This window comes from Microbacterium foliorum (assembly GCF_006385575.1).
Lineage (GTDB): Bacteria > Actinomycetota > Actinomycetes > Actinomycetales > Microbacteriaceae > Microbacterium > Microbacterium foliorum_B.
Map to the genome: position 1 here is coordinate 2786432 of NZ_CP041040.1, position 16747 is coordinate 2803178.

Genomic DNA, 16747 nt, shown 5'->3' on the forward strand with positions numbered 1-16747 from the left:
GCGGTCGGCGTTCAGGCACCTCTCGCGGACATCGCGGAACCCAGGAGCACCATCCGCATGCTCCGCTCGGCCGCATCGCGCAGCAGCGCCTCACCCTGTTCCACAGCCTGTGCCAGCGGCATGGGCACAGTGATGATCGACGCGATCGCATCGATCCCGATGTCGTGCACGGAGGGCGCTCCCTCCCCCAGAGAACCGGCGATCCCGAGCACGGGCACTCCCGCGACGCGCGCCCGCATCGCGATCTCCGCCGGCACCTTTCCCCGCGGCGTCTGAAAGTCGATGGCGCCCTCTGCCGTGATGACCAGATCGGCGACCGCCATCAGCTCGTCGAGCGCGATCGGCAGCAGGCCGCTGTCGAGCAGCACCTCGAAGCGCGGTGCGAGACGAGCTCCGAGCACAGCCGCGAGCCCAGAGCCCAGACCGCCGGACGCGCCGGTGCCTCCGCCTGTGCGGACGTCCATCGTGGCGCCGAACGGGCTCTGCTCCTCGAGCAGTCCCGCCCAGGTGTCGAGCGCCGCCGCGAGGTGCTCGACCTGTGCGGGGGTCGCGCCCTTCTGCGGCCCGAAGACCCTGGCCACTCCGCGCGGCCCGCACAGCACGTTGTGGATGTTGCAGGCGAGGACGATCTCGACCTCGCCGATGCGAGGATGCAGCCCCGAGAGATCCAGCGCGACCGCCTCACCGAGGTGCCGCCCGCCGGCCGGGATCGGTGCGCCGTCGGAATCGAGAATCCGCGCGCCCAGGGCCTCAAGGGCCCCCGCGCCTCCGTCGCTCGTGCCGGAATCTCCGCAGCCGACCACGATCCGCTCGGCGCCGTCGTCGAGGGCGGCGGCGATGAGCTCGCCGACTCCGAGGGTCGTGGTCTCACCGGGGTCGCGACGGTCGCGCGGCACCAGCCGCAGCCCCGCCGCGGATGCCATCTCGACGACCGCCGTTCCCGCCGCATGGCCGCCGAGCCGTGCCCAGTGAGCCTGCACCGGGGAGCCGACCGGCCCCGTCACCACGCACGGAACGAGCTCGCCGCCGGTGGCCGCGGCCAGCGCCGCGGCTGTTCCCTCGCCGCCGTCCGGTACCGGGAACTCGTCGACCTGCACGCCGGGAATGACCCGACGCACACCGGAGGCGATCGCCTGGGCCACCGCCTCTGCGCTCAGGCTCTCTTTGAAGCCGCTCGGTGCGATCAGGATGCGCTGCGGAATGTGAATGGACATGATTCCTCCTTCTGCGCCCCTCGGGGCGAGTTCTGCCCGTGCGGGCACGACGATCACCGGTGCACCGGTGGTGCACGCGGAAGAGTGGGATGACGGGAGTCGCGGCGAGGGTCAGCGCAGCAGCGGCAGACCCATCGACGGCCAGATCCAGAGCGCGAAGACGGAGACGAGCACGAACATCGCCGGTGCGAGGAACACCGAGAGCCGCCGCAGATCTTGCGGAGTGACGCTGTGCGAGACGACTTCCGGATCGGCGAACATCGCGACAGGCTTGGCGGAGCTGGGGAGAGTGTGGCAGAAGCCCGCGGCGGCAGTCGACGCGAATGCCGCCGCCATGGGATCGACGCCCAGCGCGGGCGCCACGGAGATCACGACCGGGATGATCGCGGCCGACCTCGCCGACCGCGACGGGATCAGCAGGTGCGCGGCGGTCGACACCGCGATCACGACGAGCACGAACACAACGGCGCTCGCGGAGCCGAGGCTGCTCATCGGGGCGAGTGCGGTGGTGCTCAGCCAGGTCGCGGCGCCGGTGCCGGTGAGCGCGGACGCCAGCGCGAGGGTCGCCGCGAGGAAGAGCAGCAGCGACCACGGCACGCGCTTGACCGCGGCCGGGAAGGTCGTGCAGCCGATCCCCGGAGTGACGGCAGCCACGGCTCCGAGCAGCGCGACGAGGGCCGGGGAGAGCAGGTGCAGAGGCTCGGTCGCCCAGAGGGTGACGACAGCTCCGAGCAGTACTGCCGCCCGACGCTCGAGCGCGCTGAACGGCCCCGTCACACCGGTCGAGGCGGTGCGAGCCAGATCAAAGGGGCTCAGACGCAACGGCGTGGCCCGGTCGGTGCGGCGGGTGAAGCGCCACAGGATGATCTCGCACGCGAGGTGCGACGACACGATCGCGAGAGGGAGGCCGAGCCACAGCCACCCGAGGAACGTGAACCCCGGCTCGCCGGCGGCGCGGAGCAGCTGGTCGGTGATGATGTGCGCACCGGCACCGAGCAGGGAACCGACGGCAGACAGCAGCACGACCGTCGGCATCAGCAGCGCGAGCGCCCTGACGACGCGTTCGCGGCCGGGCAGGACGTCGGACACCGCGGTGAACACCGGAACGGCGAGCGCAGCGCGTCCCGAGGTCGCAGGCACGGCGAAGGCGGTGAGTGTGAGCGCCACGGTCGTCAGGTGGAAGAGACTGCGCGGCCCGCGGGCGAGGCGGAGCAGGTGCGCGGCGCCGCGCAGGGCGAGTCCAGACGACGACACGCCCGCGGCGATGACGAACGCCCCGATCAGCAGCCAGATCGTCTCGTCTCCGAGCGACGCGAAGAACGTGCTCGCCGGGAGGATGCCGGTGACGATGAGCGCGACCGCGGCGAGGAACGCGACGAGGGTGTCGTCGAGAGGTGTGGCCGCCCACGCCCAGACGGCGAGCAGGAAGACCGTGATGGTCACCGCGATCGGCAGCGTCGGGCCGCCGGAGGACGCGGGTGCAGTCGATGCGATCGCCATCGCGACGCCGGCGACGACGATCCCGGCGACGACCCCGAGGCGCAGAACGAGCCGGCGGCCGGCTGACGTCGGGGTGCGGGTCGCGCGTCCGGCGGAGGAAGGGGATGCGCTCCGTCGCGCGGACGGAAGCGCGTCAGCCCGATGCGGGGGCACGGTGGCGAAGCGGGCGCGCTCGGCAGTGGGAAGGATGCGGTCGGTGGAGGCGTTCATCGGAATCGGTATCCCGCCCCGCGGACCGTCTCGATGCGCTCGGAGCCGATCTTGTTGCGCAGCGCGCGAACATAGACGTCGACGACGTTCGAGGCGGGGTCGAAGTCCATGCCCCACACGTGCCCGATCAGCTGGTCGCGCGACAGCACCTGCCCCGCGTTCTGCAGGAAGACCTCGAGCAGCGAGAACTCGCGGGAGGTGAGCTCGCGCATCGCCCCGGCGACCGTGACGCTGCGCGCCCGCACGTCCACACGGACGTCGCCGTGCGAGAGCACGGGCCCCGTGGCACGCCCCTCCCCATCGCCGATGCGCAGCCGCACCCGGGCGACGAGCTCGGCGAACTGGAACGGCTTCGTCACGTAGTCGTTGGCGCCGCTCTCGAGCCCGCGCACCGTGTCGATGACGGAATCCCGCGCCGTGAGGATGATCACCGGGGTCGTGACCCCTTCACCGCGCAGATTGGCGAGCACGTCGAAACCGTCCATGCCGCCGAGGCCGATGTCGAGGAGCACGAGGTCGAAGGTCCCGCTGCGCGCCATCAGAAGTGCGGTGTGGCCGTCGGCAGCCTCGGCGGTGTCGTATCCCGCGGCCCGGAGTCCGCGACGCACGAACGAGGTGATGTGAGGGTCGTCCTCGGCGATCAGGATGTTCCGCATGTCAGTGCTTCCTCTCGTCCGACGCGTCCGCGACGCCCGCCGTCACGGGCGCGGGCACGTCGATTCCGAACATCGCCCCTTCTCCCAGCACGCTGTCGACCCAGGCCGAACCGCCGTGTCCGTCGGCGATAGCCCGCACGATCGCGAGCCCCAGTCCCGAGCCGCGGCGGACCCCGGCGCTGTCCCCTCTGGCGAACCGCTGGAAGATGCGCTCCGCGTCGACCGCCGCGACACCGGGGCCGCTGTCGCGCACCCACAGCCGCAGGCGGCGCTCCGCCCCCTCGCCGTCGAACCGGGAGCCGAGTTCGATCCGGTCCCCGTCGGAGGTGACCTGCACCGCGTTCGCGGTCAACTGCAGCACCGCCTGCGTGATCCGCTGCGGATCGAGTTCCGCAGAACCCTCGGCGATCTCCATGAGCTGCCAGCGACGATCGCCCAGAGCCTGGGCCTTCGCCTCGATGTCGAGCGTCAGCATCGACACCTCGCAGTGCGCCACCCGCACGAAGTCGGGCTGTTCGGCGCGAGCCAGCACGAGCAGGTCAGTGACGATCCGGCTCATCCGGTCGAGCTCTCCGCTCACCAGCCGCAGCGTCGCCGCACGCTCATCGGGATCCTCGCTGAGCAGCTCGAGCTGACCTCGGACAATCGTGATCGGTGTGCGCAGCTCGTGCCCCGCGTCGTCGACGAAGCGCTGCTGCGTCGCGTGCACCGCCTCGAGCCGGTCGAGCATCTGGTTGAAGGTCGTCGCCACCGCGGCGATGTCGTCGGTGCCGTCCACCGGCACGCGGGCAGTGAGATCGCGCTCACCGATGTCTCGCGCCACCCGGTACACCTCACGGACCGGGGCGAGGATCTGCCCAGCCACGAGCCACGCGACGCCGGAGCTGAGGAGCACGCCGATCAACGCCACCCAGGCGATCGTCACGAAGGCGTCATCGACCTGCGCACGAGCCTCCTGCGTGTACTGCAGGATCAGGACCGCTCCCTGCTGCTCGCCGGCCATGAAGTCGAGTCGCCCCCAGCGGAGCGGACCCGTGTCGGACGACTCCAGCGCGCCCGAGGATGCCTCCGCGCCGAGCAGACGACTCACGAGCGCCTCGCCACCTGCGACAGTGGACAGGTCGATGGCCTGCGGGACGTCGCCGGCGTCTCCGGCATCCGCACGACCGTTCGCGATCGCGGTCACCTGTCCGTCGACGGCCGCGATCACCACCTCGTCCTCGTGCGCCGACTGGCGGGCCAGGTACTCCGTGAGCATCTCCTCGGCAGAGGAATAGGCCCCGGCTGCGGAATCCTCCGCGAAGCGGGAGAACTCGGCCGCCTCCTGCTCGATCTCGGAGTTCGCGGCCTGCTCGACGCTGGCGAGGAAGATGCTCCGTCCCATGAGTCCCACCGCGATGAGCGTGATCAGTGTGCTGAGGACGATCCACAGCGTGATCCTCCATCGAGCCGGCAGCGTGCGCGGACGCAGCGTGCGCAGCGGCGCGCCGTCGCGAGACGCGCGGGCGGGGGTGTCGTCAGATCGGGTGGGCTGCGGCGCCGGCTGATCGATGATGTCGATCGGCAGGGTGGGCGCATCAGTCATCATCGCCGCCGTCGTCGTCGTCGTCGTCATCGTCGTCTCCGACCTGCGGGGCTGGTGCCGGGGCGGGCACTGGCGCGGGTGCCGGGGCGGGCGCCGGCACGGGGGCGACGGGTGTCGTCGGCTGCGGTGCGGCAGGGGCGCTCGGCTCGGCGGAGGGCGCCAACTGCACGACGACCGGCTTCGTGGGTATCTGCGGCGACGGAGGCGTCTGCGCCAGGGCGATGCTGCCTGCCGCGAAGATCACCGGCACGGCGATCAGGGCACCCGGTATCAGGAGTCGTCGTAGGTCGGTCATGCCACCATGATGCCGGTCGATCATGATGCCACGATGAGCCGCAGATGAAGATCGCTTCATCTGCGGGCGAAAGGACCGCCCTCAGTCCTTCTTCTTGCGCCCTTTGATGGCCTTCATCGCCATCTGCACCGCGATGACCACGAGGTATGCCGCGAACAGCATGTTTCCGACGGTCGGGTCGATCAGCGTGGCCAGCCACGCGCCGAGCGCGGTGGTCGTGCAGGCGGAGACTCCCACGATCGCGGCGGCCAGCAGGTCGACGTTGCGGTTGCGCAGGTTGCCGATCGTGCCCGAGATCGCGGTGGGGATCATCATGAGCAGCGACGTGCCCTTGGCGACGAGATCGCTCGTGCCGAACGCGAGCATCAGGATCGGCACGACGATCACCCCGCCGCCGACGCCGATGAGCCCGGCGAGGATGCCGGTGGCGACGCCGACGAACACAAGGGCGAGCCCGTTGAGCAGCTGCAGCTCGAATTCCGCGTCGCGCGACGGCACGACCAGGAACAGGCTCACGATGACGACCACGAGGAAGCCGACGAAGAACCAGCGCAGCACCGTCTGCGAGATCTTCGGCAGCATCCGGGTGCCGATCTGCGCGCCGACGACGGAGCCCGCTGCGAGGATCAACGCGGGGATCCAGGCGACCGAGTCGTTGATCGCGTACGAGATGACGCCCACCGTCGCCGTCGGGACGATCGCCGCGAGCGACGTGCCGGCGCCGAGCCGCTGATTGAAGTGCAGGAAGAGCACGAGCAGCGGCACGATCACCGTGCCACCCCCGACGCCGAAGAGGCCGGAGAGGAGGCCCGCGATCAGGCCGATGCCGATGAATGCCGTATAGGCGCGAGGCCCTCTGCTCAGGGTCTCTGCATCAGTCACCGGATCAGCCTACTCGCAAGGTCGCTCCCCTACTCGCTCCGCGCTGCGGACGGCCGGGGTCCTGGCTCCCGGCGGGAAAGAACCCTGGGACTCGGTCTCCTCCTGTGCGACACTGGATCGCATCAGACGGCGTCGTCGATGACCCGGATCGAAGGAGATCTCATGGTGCGCAGCTCTTATCCCGATGTCGAGATCCCGGCGGTCTCGATCCACGACTTCCTGTTCGGCGACGTCGAGGAGGGCCGCCTCGATGCGATCGCGATCGTCGACGGCGTCAGCGGTTCGACCACGACCTATCGGCAGCTGATCGCGCAGATCGACCTGTTCGCCGGGGCCCTCGCCGCACGCGGAGTGGGCGTCGGAACCACGGTGGGCGTCCTGTGCCCCAACATCCCCGCGTTCGCGACCGCCTTCCACGGCATCCTCCGCGCAGGCGCGACGGCGACCACGATCAACTCCCTCTACACGCCCGATGAGATCGCGAATCAGCTGACGGATGCCGAGGCGACGTGGCTCATCACCGTCTCACCGCTGCTCCCCGGGGCGAGCGCGGCCGCAGCCGCGGTGGGTCTCGACGACGACCACGTGATCGTCCTCGACGGCGCAGACGGGCATCCGTCGCTTCCCGCCCTGCTCGGCGAGGGCCGCACCGCGCCCGAGGTGAGTTTCGACCCGGCGACGCATCTGGCCGTGCTTCCCTATTCCTCAGGGACCACCGGTCGCCCCAAGGGCGTCATGCTCACGCACCGCAATCTGATCGCCAATGTCAGCCAGTGCCGCTCCACGATCTCGCTCGGCGCCGACGATCGCGTGCTCGCCGTCCTGCCGTTCTTCCACATCTACGGCATGACGGTGCTGCTGAACTTCGCGCTGCGCCAGCGCGCGGCCCTGGTCACGATGCCCCGGTTCGATCTCACGGACTTCCTTCGCGTCGTCCAGGAGCACCGGACCAGCTGGGTCTTCATCGCGCCGCCGATCGCCGTCGCCCTCGCGAAGCACCCGCTCGTCGACCAATACGACACGTCGGCGATCAAGGTCATCTTCTCGGGCGCCGCGCCCCTCGACGGCACTCTGGCATCGGCGGTGGCGACCCGCCTCGGCTGCACGGTGTGCCAGGGATACGGCATGACCGAGACGAGTCCGGTCACCCATGCGATCCCCTACGACCGACCGGACATCGATCGGTCATCAGTCGGCATGTTGCTCGCCGACACCGAGGCGCGGCTCGTCGCAGAAGACGGCACCGACGTCGTCGCACCGGAAGACGGTGCAAGCGAACCGGGCGAGCTGCTGATCCGTGGCCCTCAGGTGATGGCCGGCTATCTGAACAGGCCCGATGCCACGGCCGAGATGCTCGACTCCGACGGCTGGCTGCACACCGGCGACGTCGCGACCGTGACGCACGACGGCATCTTCCGCATCGTCGATCGCCTCAAAGAGCTCATCAAGTACAAGGGCTACCAGGTGGCACCGGCAGTGCTCGAAGCGGTGCTGCTCGAGCATCCGTCCATCGCCGATGCGGCTGTCATCGCCGCGCCCGACGCAGACGGGCAAGAGGTGCCGAAGGCGTTCGTGGTGGTGCAGCCGGGAGCGCAGCTCGACGCGGATGCCGTGATGGCGCACGTGGCCGCGTATGTCGCACCTCACGAGAAGGTGCGACAGGTCGAGTTCATCGACGCGATTCCGAAATCGGCATCCGGGAAGATCCTGCGCAAGGATCTGCGCTCGCGCTGACTCCGGAGTCGCAGCAACGAAGAAGCCCGCCGTCCCTTTCGGGGCGGCGGGCTTCATCGTACGAGCGAGGTGCTTACTCGGACTTCTTCTCGACAGCGTCCTCGGCGGCAGCCTCGGCTGCCTCTCCCTCGGCCTGCGACTCGGCACCGGCGTCGGTGGTCTCCTCGACGGGAGCCTCCTCAGCGGGAGCCTCCTCGACGACCTCGGCGGGCTTCTCAGCCTTGGCAGCCTTCTTGGTGGACTTCGCCTTGGGAGCGACGGGCTCGAGAACGAGCTCGATCACTGCCATGGGGGCGTTGTCACCCTTGCGGTTGCCGACCTTCGTGATGCGGGTGTAGCCGCCCTCACGGTCTGCGACGAGCGGGGCGATCTCGGTGAACAGCACGTGTCCGGCGTCCTTGTTGGAACGCAGCACGGTCATCGCACGACGACGCGCGTGCAGGTCGCCGCGCTTGCCGAGGGTGATGAGACGCTCAGCGAGCGGACGCAGGCGCTTGGCCTTGGTCTCGGTCGTCTTGATCGACTTGTGGATGAAGAGCTGTGCCGCCATGTTGGCAAGCAGCAGGCGCTCGTGTGCGGGGCCGCCTCCGAGGCGGGGACCCTTAGTGGGCTTGGGCATATCTAGCTCCTGGTCAGGAAAGGTCGGGTCAGCTGGCCTCTGCCAGATGACAATCCGGGTGGGTCAGAAGGACTCGTCTTCGCTGCCGCCGTAGAAGTGGGCGCCGTCGAAACCGGGCACCGAATCCTTGAGCGACAGACCGAGCGAGATGAGCTTGTCGCGCACCTCGTCGACCGACTTCTGGCCGAAATTGCGGATGTTCATGAGCTGCGTCTCCGACAGGGCGACGAGCTCGGAAACAGTGTTGATGCCCTCACGCTTCAGGCAGTTGTACGAGCGGACCGAGAGGTCGAGGTCCTCGATCGGCATCGACAGCTCGCTGGAGTTGACTGCCTCCACCGGTGCCGGGCCGATCTCGATGCCCTCAGCCTCGACGTTCAGCTCGCGAGCGAGACCGAACAGCTCGGTGAGCGTCTTCGCAGCCGAAGCGACGGCGTCACGCGGGCTGATGGCGGACTTGGTCTCGACGTCGAGGACGAGCTTGTCGAAGTCGGTGCGCTCACCCGCACGGGTGGCGTCGACGCGGTAGCTGACCTTGAGCACCGGCGAGTAGATCGAGTCGATCGGGATCTGACCGGCCTCGGCGTACTCGTTGCGGTTCTGCGTCGCCGAGACGTAGCCACGGCCACGCTCGATCGTGAGTTCGAGCTCGAACTTCGCGGTCTCGTTGAGCGTCGCGATGACGAGCTCGGGGTTCTGGACCTCGACACCGGCCGGAGCCGAGATGTCAGCGGCGGTCACTTCGCCCGAACCGGTCTTGCGCAGGTAAGCGGTGATGGGCTCGTCGCGCTCCGACGAGACCACGAGCTGCTTGATGTTGAGGATGATCTCGGTGACATCCTCCTTCACGCCGGGGATGGTGCTGAACTCGTGCAGCACGCCGTCGATGCGAACGCTGGTGACCGCGGCGCCGGGGATCGACGACAGCAGGCTGCGACGAAGCGCATTGCCGATCGTGTATCCGAAGCCGGGCTCCAGAGGCTCGATGATGAACCGGCTACGGTTCTCGACGATCTTTTCCTCGGTCAGTGTGGGACGCTGTGCAATAAGCACTCTGTGTTCCTTTCGATCACATGCCCGCTATATGACATGTGGTGGGGTGAGGTTTTGAGTTTTGGGAGTCGATGCCCGCGCTGGCGGGCGTCGAGCCGCTCGACCCCGAAGGGCCGAGCGGCTCAACAAGCCGGGTCAGACGCGGCGACGCTTCGGCGGGCGGCAACCGTTGTGCGCCTGCGGGGTGACGTCCTGGATCGAGCCGACCTCGAGGCCGGCGGCCGTCAGCGAACGGATCGCGGTCTCACGACCCGAGCCCGGTCCCTTGACGAAGACGTCGACCTTCTTGACGCCGTGCTCCTGTGCCTGACGGGCAGCCGACTCGGCGGCCAGACCAGCGGCGTAGGGGGTCGACTTGCGCGAGCCCTTGAAGCCCACGCCACCCGACGATGCCCAGCTGATGACAGCGCCGGACGGGTCGGTGATCGAAACGATGGTGTTGTTGAACGTCGACTTGATGTGGGCATGGCCCAGCGCGATGTTCTTCTTTTCCTTGCGGCGCGGCTTGCGCGCGGCGGCCTTGGGTGCAGCCATGAAAGTGTTCTCCTAGTCCCTGGGGGCCGCGCTTAGCGGGCCTTCTTCTTGCCTGCGACGGTGCGCTTCGGGCCCTTGCGGGTACGGGCGTTGGTCTTGGTGCGCTGACCACGGACCGGGAGGCCACGACGGTGGCGGACGCCCTCGTAGGAGCCGATCTCGACCTTGCGGCGGATGTCTGCGGCGACCTCGCGGCGCAGGTCACCCTCCACCTTGTAGTTGCCTTCGATGTAGTCGCGGAGGGTGATCAGCTGCTCATCGCTGAGGTCCTTCACGCGGATGCTCTCGTCGATCTCTGTAGCCTTGAGGATCTCGACCGAGCGGGTACGGCCGACGCCGTAGATGTAGGTAAGGGCGATCACCACGCGCTTATCGCGCGGGATGTCAACGCCGGCAAGACGTGCCATGCGGTTCTCCTGAGATTGGTAGAGGTGTGGAGCAGGATCGGTGCTCGGGCCTCTGTCCCGAGGTGTCAGTCCCGTGGGCCGTTGAGCCTGTCGAAACGTCTGATCCTGCCGTTGTGTGTATTGAGTTGTGAGTCAGATCCGAAGAGTCCGCCGGCACGGCCGGCGGGCACTCAGCCCTGGCGCTGCTTGTGGCGCGGGTTGCTCTTGCAGATGACCATGACGCGGCCGTGACGGCGGATCACCTTGCAGTGATCGCACATGGGCTTGACGCTGGGGTTGACCTTCATGATGTTTCCTATTCGCTGTCTTCACCGGGCAGGCTGAATGCCTGGGGTGTTACTTCTCGACCGATCAGCGGTAGCGGTAGACGATTCGTCCACGGGTCAGGTCGTAGGGGCTGAGCTCCACGACCACACGGTCTTCGGGGATGATGCGGATGTAGTTCTGCCGCATCTTGCCTGAGATCGTTGCAAGGACCTTGTGTCCGTTGGAGAGCTCAACGCGGAACATCGCGTTGGGCAGAGCCTCGGAGATCACGCCCTCGATCTCGATGACACCGTCTTTCTTAGCCATAGCCTCGCTGACGCTTCTGCAGACCGGTCGATCTGCGGTGGGTGATTGGATTGCGGTACTTCTGCCGATTCAGACACGCCGAATCAAGGCGCAAGGCACCAAGGATCTATGTTATCCGACAACGGGAGTTCCGGCAACCTGAGCAGGATGCCGGAACTCCCGTTATGCGAACGATGCGGATCAGCCGAGGATCTTGGCGAACTCGGTGGCGATCTCGCTGTTGTCGATGCGGGTGCCGTTGATCTCGACGGTCGGCGTTCCCGAGATCTCGTGCACCTGTGTCTGCGACTCGACGAACTTGTTGTAGGTGCCGTCGGCGATGCAGTCCGCAGCGGCGCCGGCTCCGGCCTGCTCGGCGAGAGCGCTCAGCTCGTCGGCGCTGAGCCCGGCGGAGTTCTCCTCCGGCTGGTTCGCGAACAGCAGGTTGAAGTAGTCGAGGGTGGAGTCGGGAGCCTCTTCGGCGACACAGTACATCGAGCCGGCCGACAGCGAGGAGAATTCGCCCGTCGTGGAGAGGCGGTTGAGGATCGACACCGGGTGGATGTTCAGCGTGATCTGATTGTCAGCCGCGGCGGCCTGCAGCTGCTCGCCGTAGACGTCCTCGAACTGGCCGCACACGGGGCACATGAAGTCGACGTACGTGTCGATCTCGTCCTCGCCCGTTCCGAACGAGATCGCGCCGGTCTCTTCGTTGACGATGGTGCTCTCCGGGGCCGTGCCGGGGGCGGTGGCCTGATTGTTCAGGAACACGACGAAGAATGCCAGCACGGCCAGCACGACCACCACTGCCGCCGAGACGCCGATCACGAACCAGTTGGTGTTGCTCTTCGCGGCTGCCATTGCTTTCCGTTTCTGTCGAGGCCTGCCCGCGGCGGGCCCGGCCTGAAGTCTTCGGGTGCACGCGCACCCATACACCCATTCTGCCCGGAGAAACCTATGTGCGCGTTGTGACTCTCTCCCGCTCATACGGGGCCCGCCCGGCCGCCGCTGATTCGCGAGACCCGCATCCGTGCACGAGACCCACGTTCGCACCGTGGGTCTCGCCCCGCAAGGTAGGTCTCGCGCGGCTCCACACTTCCACTCGGCATGAGACCCGCATCCGTGCACGAGACCCACGTTCGCACCGTGGGTCTCGCCCCGCAATGCAGGTCTCACCCGCAATCCAGGTCTCGCCCCGCAATGCAGGTCTCGCGCGGCTCCACACTTCCACTCGGCATGAGACCCGCATACGTGCACGAGACCCACGGACAGGCCACGGGTCTGACGCCGCAAAGTAGGTCTCCTGTTGTGCGCGGTGCGCACGACCTGCGTGCGCACTCCGGCGACCACGAACGGCTCCTGCACCGCGCAGCATCCAGGAGCACTCGCCCACAGCATCCGGGTCGATCCGTGCACTCGTCTGCCCACGCCCCGACTCAGCGGAGAGGATGCAGCTGTGCAGACTCTCGCCGATCGCGCCTTCGTGACCTCGCCCGTGCCATTGATCGTGAGTGCCGAGATGCGGATGCTGGGGCTGCGCGCAGCGAGCCCGCGACTTCGTCGTGTGCGCTCTGGGGTCCACGCACGTCAGGATCTGTACGACGCGCTCCGTCCCTGGCAGCGATACGCGGCGCGGGTGCACGCCTTCGTGCGGACGCATCCGGGTGCGGTCCTGTGTCTCGAGTCCGCGGCCGTGCTGCATGGCCTGCCGCACTTCGGCGAGACCGCCCTGATCCATGTGCTGGCGGATGCAGGAGAGAAATCGCGGCGATTCGGTGACGTCGCAGTCCACTCGTCCATGGACTCACGAGGAGTCACCTCGATCGCCGGCATCCACTGCACCGACCTTCTCGACACGGCCGTCGATCTGACGAGGGTGCTGTCACCCGCTAGGGGATTGGCCGTAGCCGATGCGGCGATGTCACCGTTCCAGGGCGGGGACGTGCAGCGATCGGCCGCCGACGAGACTCTCGGCGGCCAGATGAACAGCCGTGGCCGCGCCCGCGCTCGATGGGCCTGGACCAATGCAGACGGACGTTCGGAATCCCCCGGCGAGAGCGTCAGTCGCGCGGTGATCGAGTGGTGCGGATTCGAGACACCACAGCTGCAGGCCGAGTTCGCGTACGAGGGAGCGAAGGACCGGGCCGACTTCTTCTTCCCGTCATGCCGGGTCATCGGCGAGGCGGACGGATGGGGCAAGTACGACCTCGATGATCCGGATGCGGCTGCGCAGCGCCTCTCCTATGAAAAGCGCCGCGAGGACAGACTTCGCCGGAACGGGCATCCGATCGCCCGCTGGGACCTCTCCGACGCGTGGAAAGTGGACCCGCTTCGGCTCGCCTTGGTCGTGGCCAATGTGCCGCTCGTGCGACCTCCGCAGGAGGGGATGCTCGCGTCGCTGAAACTCAGCCCGCGCGAGGTGTCGCGGTCGCGGCCCCGCATCTGACCCACGCAGGTGAAACCGGCATCCGTCGGCGAGACCCACGCCGCGCACACGGGTCTCACGCACAAACCGCGGTCTCACACGACGACCCCACACCGCCGCGCCAGGCACGCCACGAAACCGGCATCCGTCGGCGAGACCCACGCCGCGCACCCGGGTCTCAGGCACAAACCCGGGTCTCGCGCACAAACCACGGTCTCGCGCACGAACCGCGGTCGCGCGCGACAGAGAGGGAAAGCCCCAGCAACACCGCTCGACAGCGGGGTCAGCGCGCGGCGAAGAGGTCAGGCGATCGGCGTCGGCGTCACGCCGAAGGGCGCAAGGCCTGCCGCTCCCCCATCGGGTGACGTGAGCACCCAGATGCCGTCCGCATGCAGGGCGACGGAGTGCTCCCAGTGCGATCCGTCGGTACCGTCGACCGTCGAGACCGTCCAGTCGTCGTCCTCGACGAAGGTCTCGTCGCTCCCGGCGGTCACCATCGGCTCGATCGCCAGCACGAGACCAGGCTTGACCTCTGCACCCGGATCAGGGGTGCGGTAATTGAAGACGCTCGGCGCCTCGTGCATCTTGCGACCGATGCCGTGTCCGACGTACTCCCGAAGGATGCCGTAGGTCTGGCCCGAGACCGCTGATGGGCCCTGAGCCTCGATGTAACCCTGGATGGCGGCGCCGATGTCGCCCAGGTGCGAAGCGGACGCCATAGCGGCGATACCGGCCCACATGGACCCCTCTGTCACGCGCGACAGCTCCTGCCGCTGCGCGACGAGCTCGGGGCGGGTGTCGTCGGGCACGACCACGGTAATGGCGCTGTCGCCGTTCCATCCCTGGAACTGCGCACCGCAGTCGATCGACACGATGTCGCCCGCCTGCAGGATCCGCTCCCCGGGGATGCCGTGCACGACCTCTTCGTTGACGGAGATGCATGTGGTGTGTCGATAGCCGCGAACCAGCTGGAAGTTCGACTCGGCACCGCGGGCCAGGATCACGCGGTTGGCCTCGGCGTCGAGCTCGAGGGTCGTGACCCCCGGTCGGATCAGCGGGCGGACGGCATCCAGTGCTGCGGCCGTGATGAGGCCGGGTTCGACCATCGCGCGCAGCTGAGCAGCGTTCTTGTAGATCGACTTGCGGAACATCGTGCCGGTGTTCAGGCCGCGAGACGCAGGCCGCGAGCGACGAGAGCCGCGAACACGCGCTCGGTGATCTCGTCGAGCGAGCCGACGCCGTCGATGCGGTCGACGATGCCACGGGGGCCGTAGACCTCGAGGATCGGGGCCGTCTCGTGCTCGTAGATGTCCAGGCGGTGCGCGATGGCCTCGTCAGTGTCGTCCGAACGGCCCTGCTCGGCCGCACGGAGCTTCAACCGCTCGATGCTCTCCTCACGCGGGACGTCGAGAAGGATGACAGCGTCGAGCGATTCGCCGCGACCTGCCAGGAACGCGTCGAGGTGCTCGACCTGCGCCGCGTTACGGGGATAGCCGTCGAGCAGGAAGCCGTTCGCAGCGTCGTCCTGCGACAGACGATCGCGGACGATCTCGCTGGTCAGCTCGTCGGGAACGAGGTCGCCCTTGTCGAGGATCGCCGTGACCTGCTGGCCGAGCGGCGTGCCCTCTTTTATGTTCGCGCGGAAGATGTCTCCGGTCGACACGACCGGGATGCCGTACGACTCGGCGATGCGGACACCCTGGGTGCCCTTGCCCGAGCCCTGCGGACCGACGATGAGGAGACGAGCTGATCGAGTCATCGGAGGAGCCCTTCGTAGTGACGCTGCTGAAGCTGAGCATCGATCTGCTTGACCGTCTCGAGACCGACACCCACGATGATGAGGATCGACGCGCCGCCGAACGGGAAGTTCTGGTTGGCGCCCACGGTGGCGAGAGCGATGAGCGGGATCAGCGCGATCAGGCCGAGGTAGATCGAGCCGGGCAGCGTGATGCGGGTGAGCACGTAGTCGAGGTACTCGGCGGTGGGACGACCGGCACGGATGCCGGGGATGAACCCGCCGTACTTCTTCATGTTGTCGGCGACCTCGACCGGGTTGAAGGTGATCGCGACGTAGAAGTACGTGAAGCCGATGATCAGCAGGAAGTAGACCGCCATGTAGATGGGGCTGTTGCCGGTCGTGAAGTTCGCGCTGATCCAGGTGACCCACGCGGCCGGCTCCGAGCCGTCCTGCGGGGTGTTGAACTGCGCGATGAGCGCCGGGATGTAGAGCAGCGACGAAGCGAAGATCACGGGGATCACGCCGGCCATGTTGACCTTGATCGGGATGTAGGTGTTGGTGCCGCCGTAGGTGCGTCGACCGACCATGCGCTTGGCGTACTGCACCGGGATGCGGCGCTGGGACTGCTCGACGAACACGACGAGAGCCATGACGATGATTCCGACCAGGAGCACCAGGAGGAAGACCTCGAAGCCCTTGCTCTCCCAGATGAGCCACATCGCGCCGGGGAACGTGGCGGCGATCGAGGTGAAGATGAGCAGCGACATGCCGTTGCCGATGCCGCGCTCGGTGACGAGCTCGGCGAACCACATGATCAGGCCCGTGCCCGCGGTCATCGTCATGATCATGAGCAGCTGCGCCCACCACACGTCGTTGGTGAGCAGGTTCTGGCAGGCGGCGATGTCGGTCGTGCCGAAGAGCTGGCCGCTGCGGGCCACCGTGACGAGCGTGGTCGACTGCAGCAGCGCCAGAGCGATCGTGAGGTAGCGCGTGTACTGGGTCAGGCGGGCCTGGCCGGCCTGACCCTCCTTGTGCAGCGCCTCGAAGTGAGGGATGACCACGCGGAGGAGCTGGGTGATGATCGTCGCGGTGATGTACGGCATGACGCCGAGCGCGAAGATCGAAAGTTGGAGGAGCGCGCCACCCGAGAACAGGTTGACGAGCCCGAGGAGTCCCTCTGTCCCGGAGTTCAGCGCGAGGCACTCTTCGACGTTCGGGAAGTTCACGAACGGAGCAGGCACATTCGAGCCGAGCCGATAGATGGCGATGATGGCGAGGGTGAAACCGATCTTCCGACGCAGGTCGGGCGTGCGGAAGATCCGCGCGATGGCGCTAAACAAGGA

At 67.7% G+C, this 16747-nt stretch carries 18 protein-coding genes; 2 read left to right on the forward strand and 16 right to left on the reverse strand.

Annotated elements, in window-relative coordinates; genetic code table 11:
* Positions 1 to 11: 11 nt before the first annotated feature.
* The 6 genes from FIV50_RS13470 to FIV50_RS13495 all read right to left on the reverse strand — a co-directional run bounded on the left by FIV50_RS13470 (position 12) and on the right by FIV50_RS13495 (position 6342).
* A complete protein-coding gene (locus FIV50_RS13470) occupies positions 12 to 1214 on the reverse strand; it encodes a glycerate kinase family protein (protein WP_140037875.1) in 1203 nt (400 codons plus the stop codon).
* A gap of 111 nt (positions 1215 to 1325) precedes the next feature.
* Positions 1326 to 2924 (reverse strand): SLC13 family permease, encoded by a 1599-nt coding sequence (locus FIV50_RS13475; RefSeq protein ID WP_140037876.1) that lies wholly within the window; start codon positions 2922 to 2924, stop codon positions 1326 to 1328.
* Positions 2921 to 3580: a response regulator transcription factor gene (locus FIV50_RS13480; protein ID WP_140037877.1), complete on the reverse strand. Its 660-nt coding sequence runs from the start codon at positions 3578 to 3580 to the stop codon at positions 2921 to 2923. Before FIV50_RS13480 ends, FIV50_RS13475 begins: the two co-directional genes overlap by 4 nt.
* A gap of 1 nt (position 3581) precedes the next feature.
* Entirely contained in the window at positions 3582 to 5195 is a 1614-nt protein-coding gene (locus FIV50_RS13485; RefSeq protein WP_219846218.1) for a sensor histidine kinase, read from the reverse strand.
* Positions 5158 to 5460 (reverse strand): hypothetical protein, encoded by a 303-nt coding sequence (locus FIV50_RS13490; protein ID WP_140037878.1) that lies wholly within the window; start codon positions 5458 to 5460, stop codon positions 5158 to 5160. The genes FIV50_RS13485 and FIV50_RS13490 overlap by 38 nt, the downstream gene beginning before the upstream one ends.
* 81 nt (positions 5461 to 5541) lie before the next feature.
* Positions 5542 to 6342, reverse strand: coding sequence for a sulfite exporter TauE/SafE family protein (locus FIV50_RS13495; protein WP_140037879.1), 801 nt, complete (start codon positions 6340 to 6342; stop codon positions 5542 to 5544).
* A gap of 162 nt (positions 6343 to 6504) precedes the next feature.
* Between FIV50_RS13495 and FIV50_RS13500 the strand changes: the two genes are divergently transcribed.
* The gene (locus FIV50_RS13500) at positions 6505 to 8076 is read left to right on the forward strand and encodes an AMP-binding protein (RefSeq protein ID WP_140037880.1); all 1572 of its coding nucleotides are present in this window, start codon (positions 6505 to 6507) and stop codon (positions 8074 to 8076) included.
* Positions 8077 to 8149: 73 nt separating this feature from the next.
* On the opposite strand, the gene rplQ is transcribed toward FIV50_RS13500, so the two are convergent.
* The 7 genes from rplQ to FIV50_RS13535 form a co-directional block, all read right to left on the reverse strand.
* Positions 8150 to 8695, reverse strand: a complete 546-nt coding sequence (gene rplQ / locus FIV50_RS13505; protein WP_140037881.1) for a 50S ribosomal protein L17 — start codon at positions 8693 to 8695, stop codon at positions 8150 to 8152.
* Positions 8696 to 8758: 63 nt separating this feature from the next.
* On the reverse strand, positions 8759 to 9748 hold the full coding sequence (locus FIV50_RS13510; RefSeq protein ID WP_042538798.1) for a DNA-directed RNA polymerase subunit alpha: 990 nt from the start codon (positions 9746 to 9748) through the stop codon (positions 8759 to 8761).
* Positions 9749 to 9883: 135 nt separating this feature from the next.
* Positions 9884 to 10282: a 30S ribosomal protein S11 gene (rpsK, locus tag FIV50_RS13515; RefSeq protein ID WP_042538796.1), complete on the reverse strand. Its 399-nt coding sequence runs from the start codon at positions 10280 to 10282 to the stop codon at positions 9884 to 9886.
* A 32-nt stretch (positions 10283 to 10314) separates the two neighbouring features.
* Positions 10315 to 10689: a 30S ribosomal protein S13 gene (gene rpsM, locus FIV50_RS13520; protein WP_140037882.1), complete on the reverse strand. Its 375-nt coding sequence runs from the start codon at positions 10687 to 10689 to the stop codon at positions 10315 to 10317.
* A gap of 170 nt (positions 10690 to 10859) precedes the next feature.
* A complete protein-coding gene (rpmJ, locus tag FIV50_RS13525) occupies positions 10860 to 10976 on the reverse strand; it encodes a 50S ribosomal protein L36 (protein ID WP_033106073.1) in 117 nt (38 codons plus the stop codon).
* Positions 10977 to 11040: 64 nt separating this feature from the next.
* The gene (infA, locus tag FIV50_RS13530) at positions 11041 to 11262 is read right to left on the reverse strand and encodes a translation initiation factor IF-1 (protein WP_017201569.1); all 222 of its coding nucleotides are present in this window, start codon (positions 11260 to 11262) and stop codon (positions 11041 to 11043) included.
* A gap of 180 nt (positions 11263 to 11442) precedes the next feature.
* Positions 11443 to 12102, reverse strand: a complete 660-nt coding sequence (locus tag FIV50_RS13535; RefSeq protein WP_140037883.1) for a DsbA family protein — start codon at positions 12100 to 12102, stop codon at positions 11443 to 11445.
* A gap of 595 nt (positions 12103 to 12697) precedes the next feature.
* Between FIV50_RS13535 and FIV50_RS13540 the strand changes: the two genes are divergently transcribed.
* Complete coding sequence (locus FIV50_RS13540) at positions 12698 to 13687, forward strand: hypothetical protein (RefSeq protein ID WP_140037884.1); 990 nt, start codon at positions 12698 to 12700, stop codon at positions 13685 to 13687.
* A 281-nt stretch (positions 13688 to 13968) separates the two neighbouring features.
* On the opposite strand, the gene map is transcribed toward FIV50_RS13540, so the two are convergent.
* From map to secY, 3 genes are read right to left on the reverse strand one after another with little or no spacing between them, the layout of a single operon-like run.
* Entirely contained in the window at positions 13969 to 14817 is an 849-nt protein-coding gene (map, locus tag FIV50_RS13545) for a type I methionyl aminopeptidase (protein ID WP_140037885.1), read from the reverse strand.
* A gap of 11 nt (positions 14818 to 14828) precedes the next feature.
* A complete protein-coding gene (locus FIV50_RS13550) occupies positions 14829 to 15425 on the reverse strand; it encodes an adenylate kinase (protein WP_140037886.1) in 597 nt (198 codons plus the stop codon).
* Positions 15422 to 16744, reverse strand: a complete 1323-nt coding sequence (gene secY, locus FIV50_RS13555; RefSeq protein WP_140037887.1) for a preprotein translocase subunit SecY — start codon at positions 16742 to 16744, stop codon at positions 15422 to 15424. The genes FIV50_RS13550 and secY overlap by 4 nt, the downstream gene beginning before the upstream one ends.
* Between the last annotated feature and the right edge of the window lie 3 nt (positions 16745 to 16747).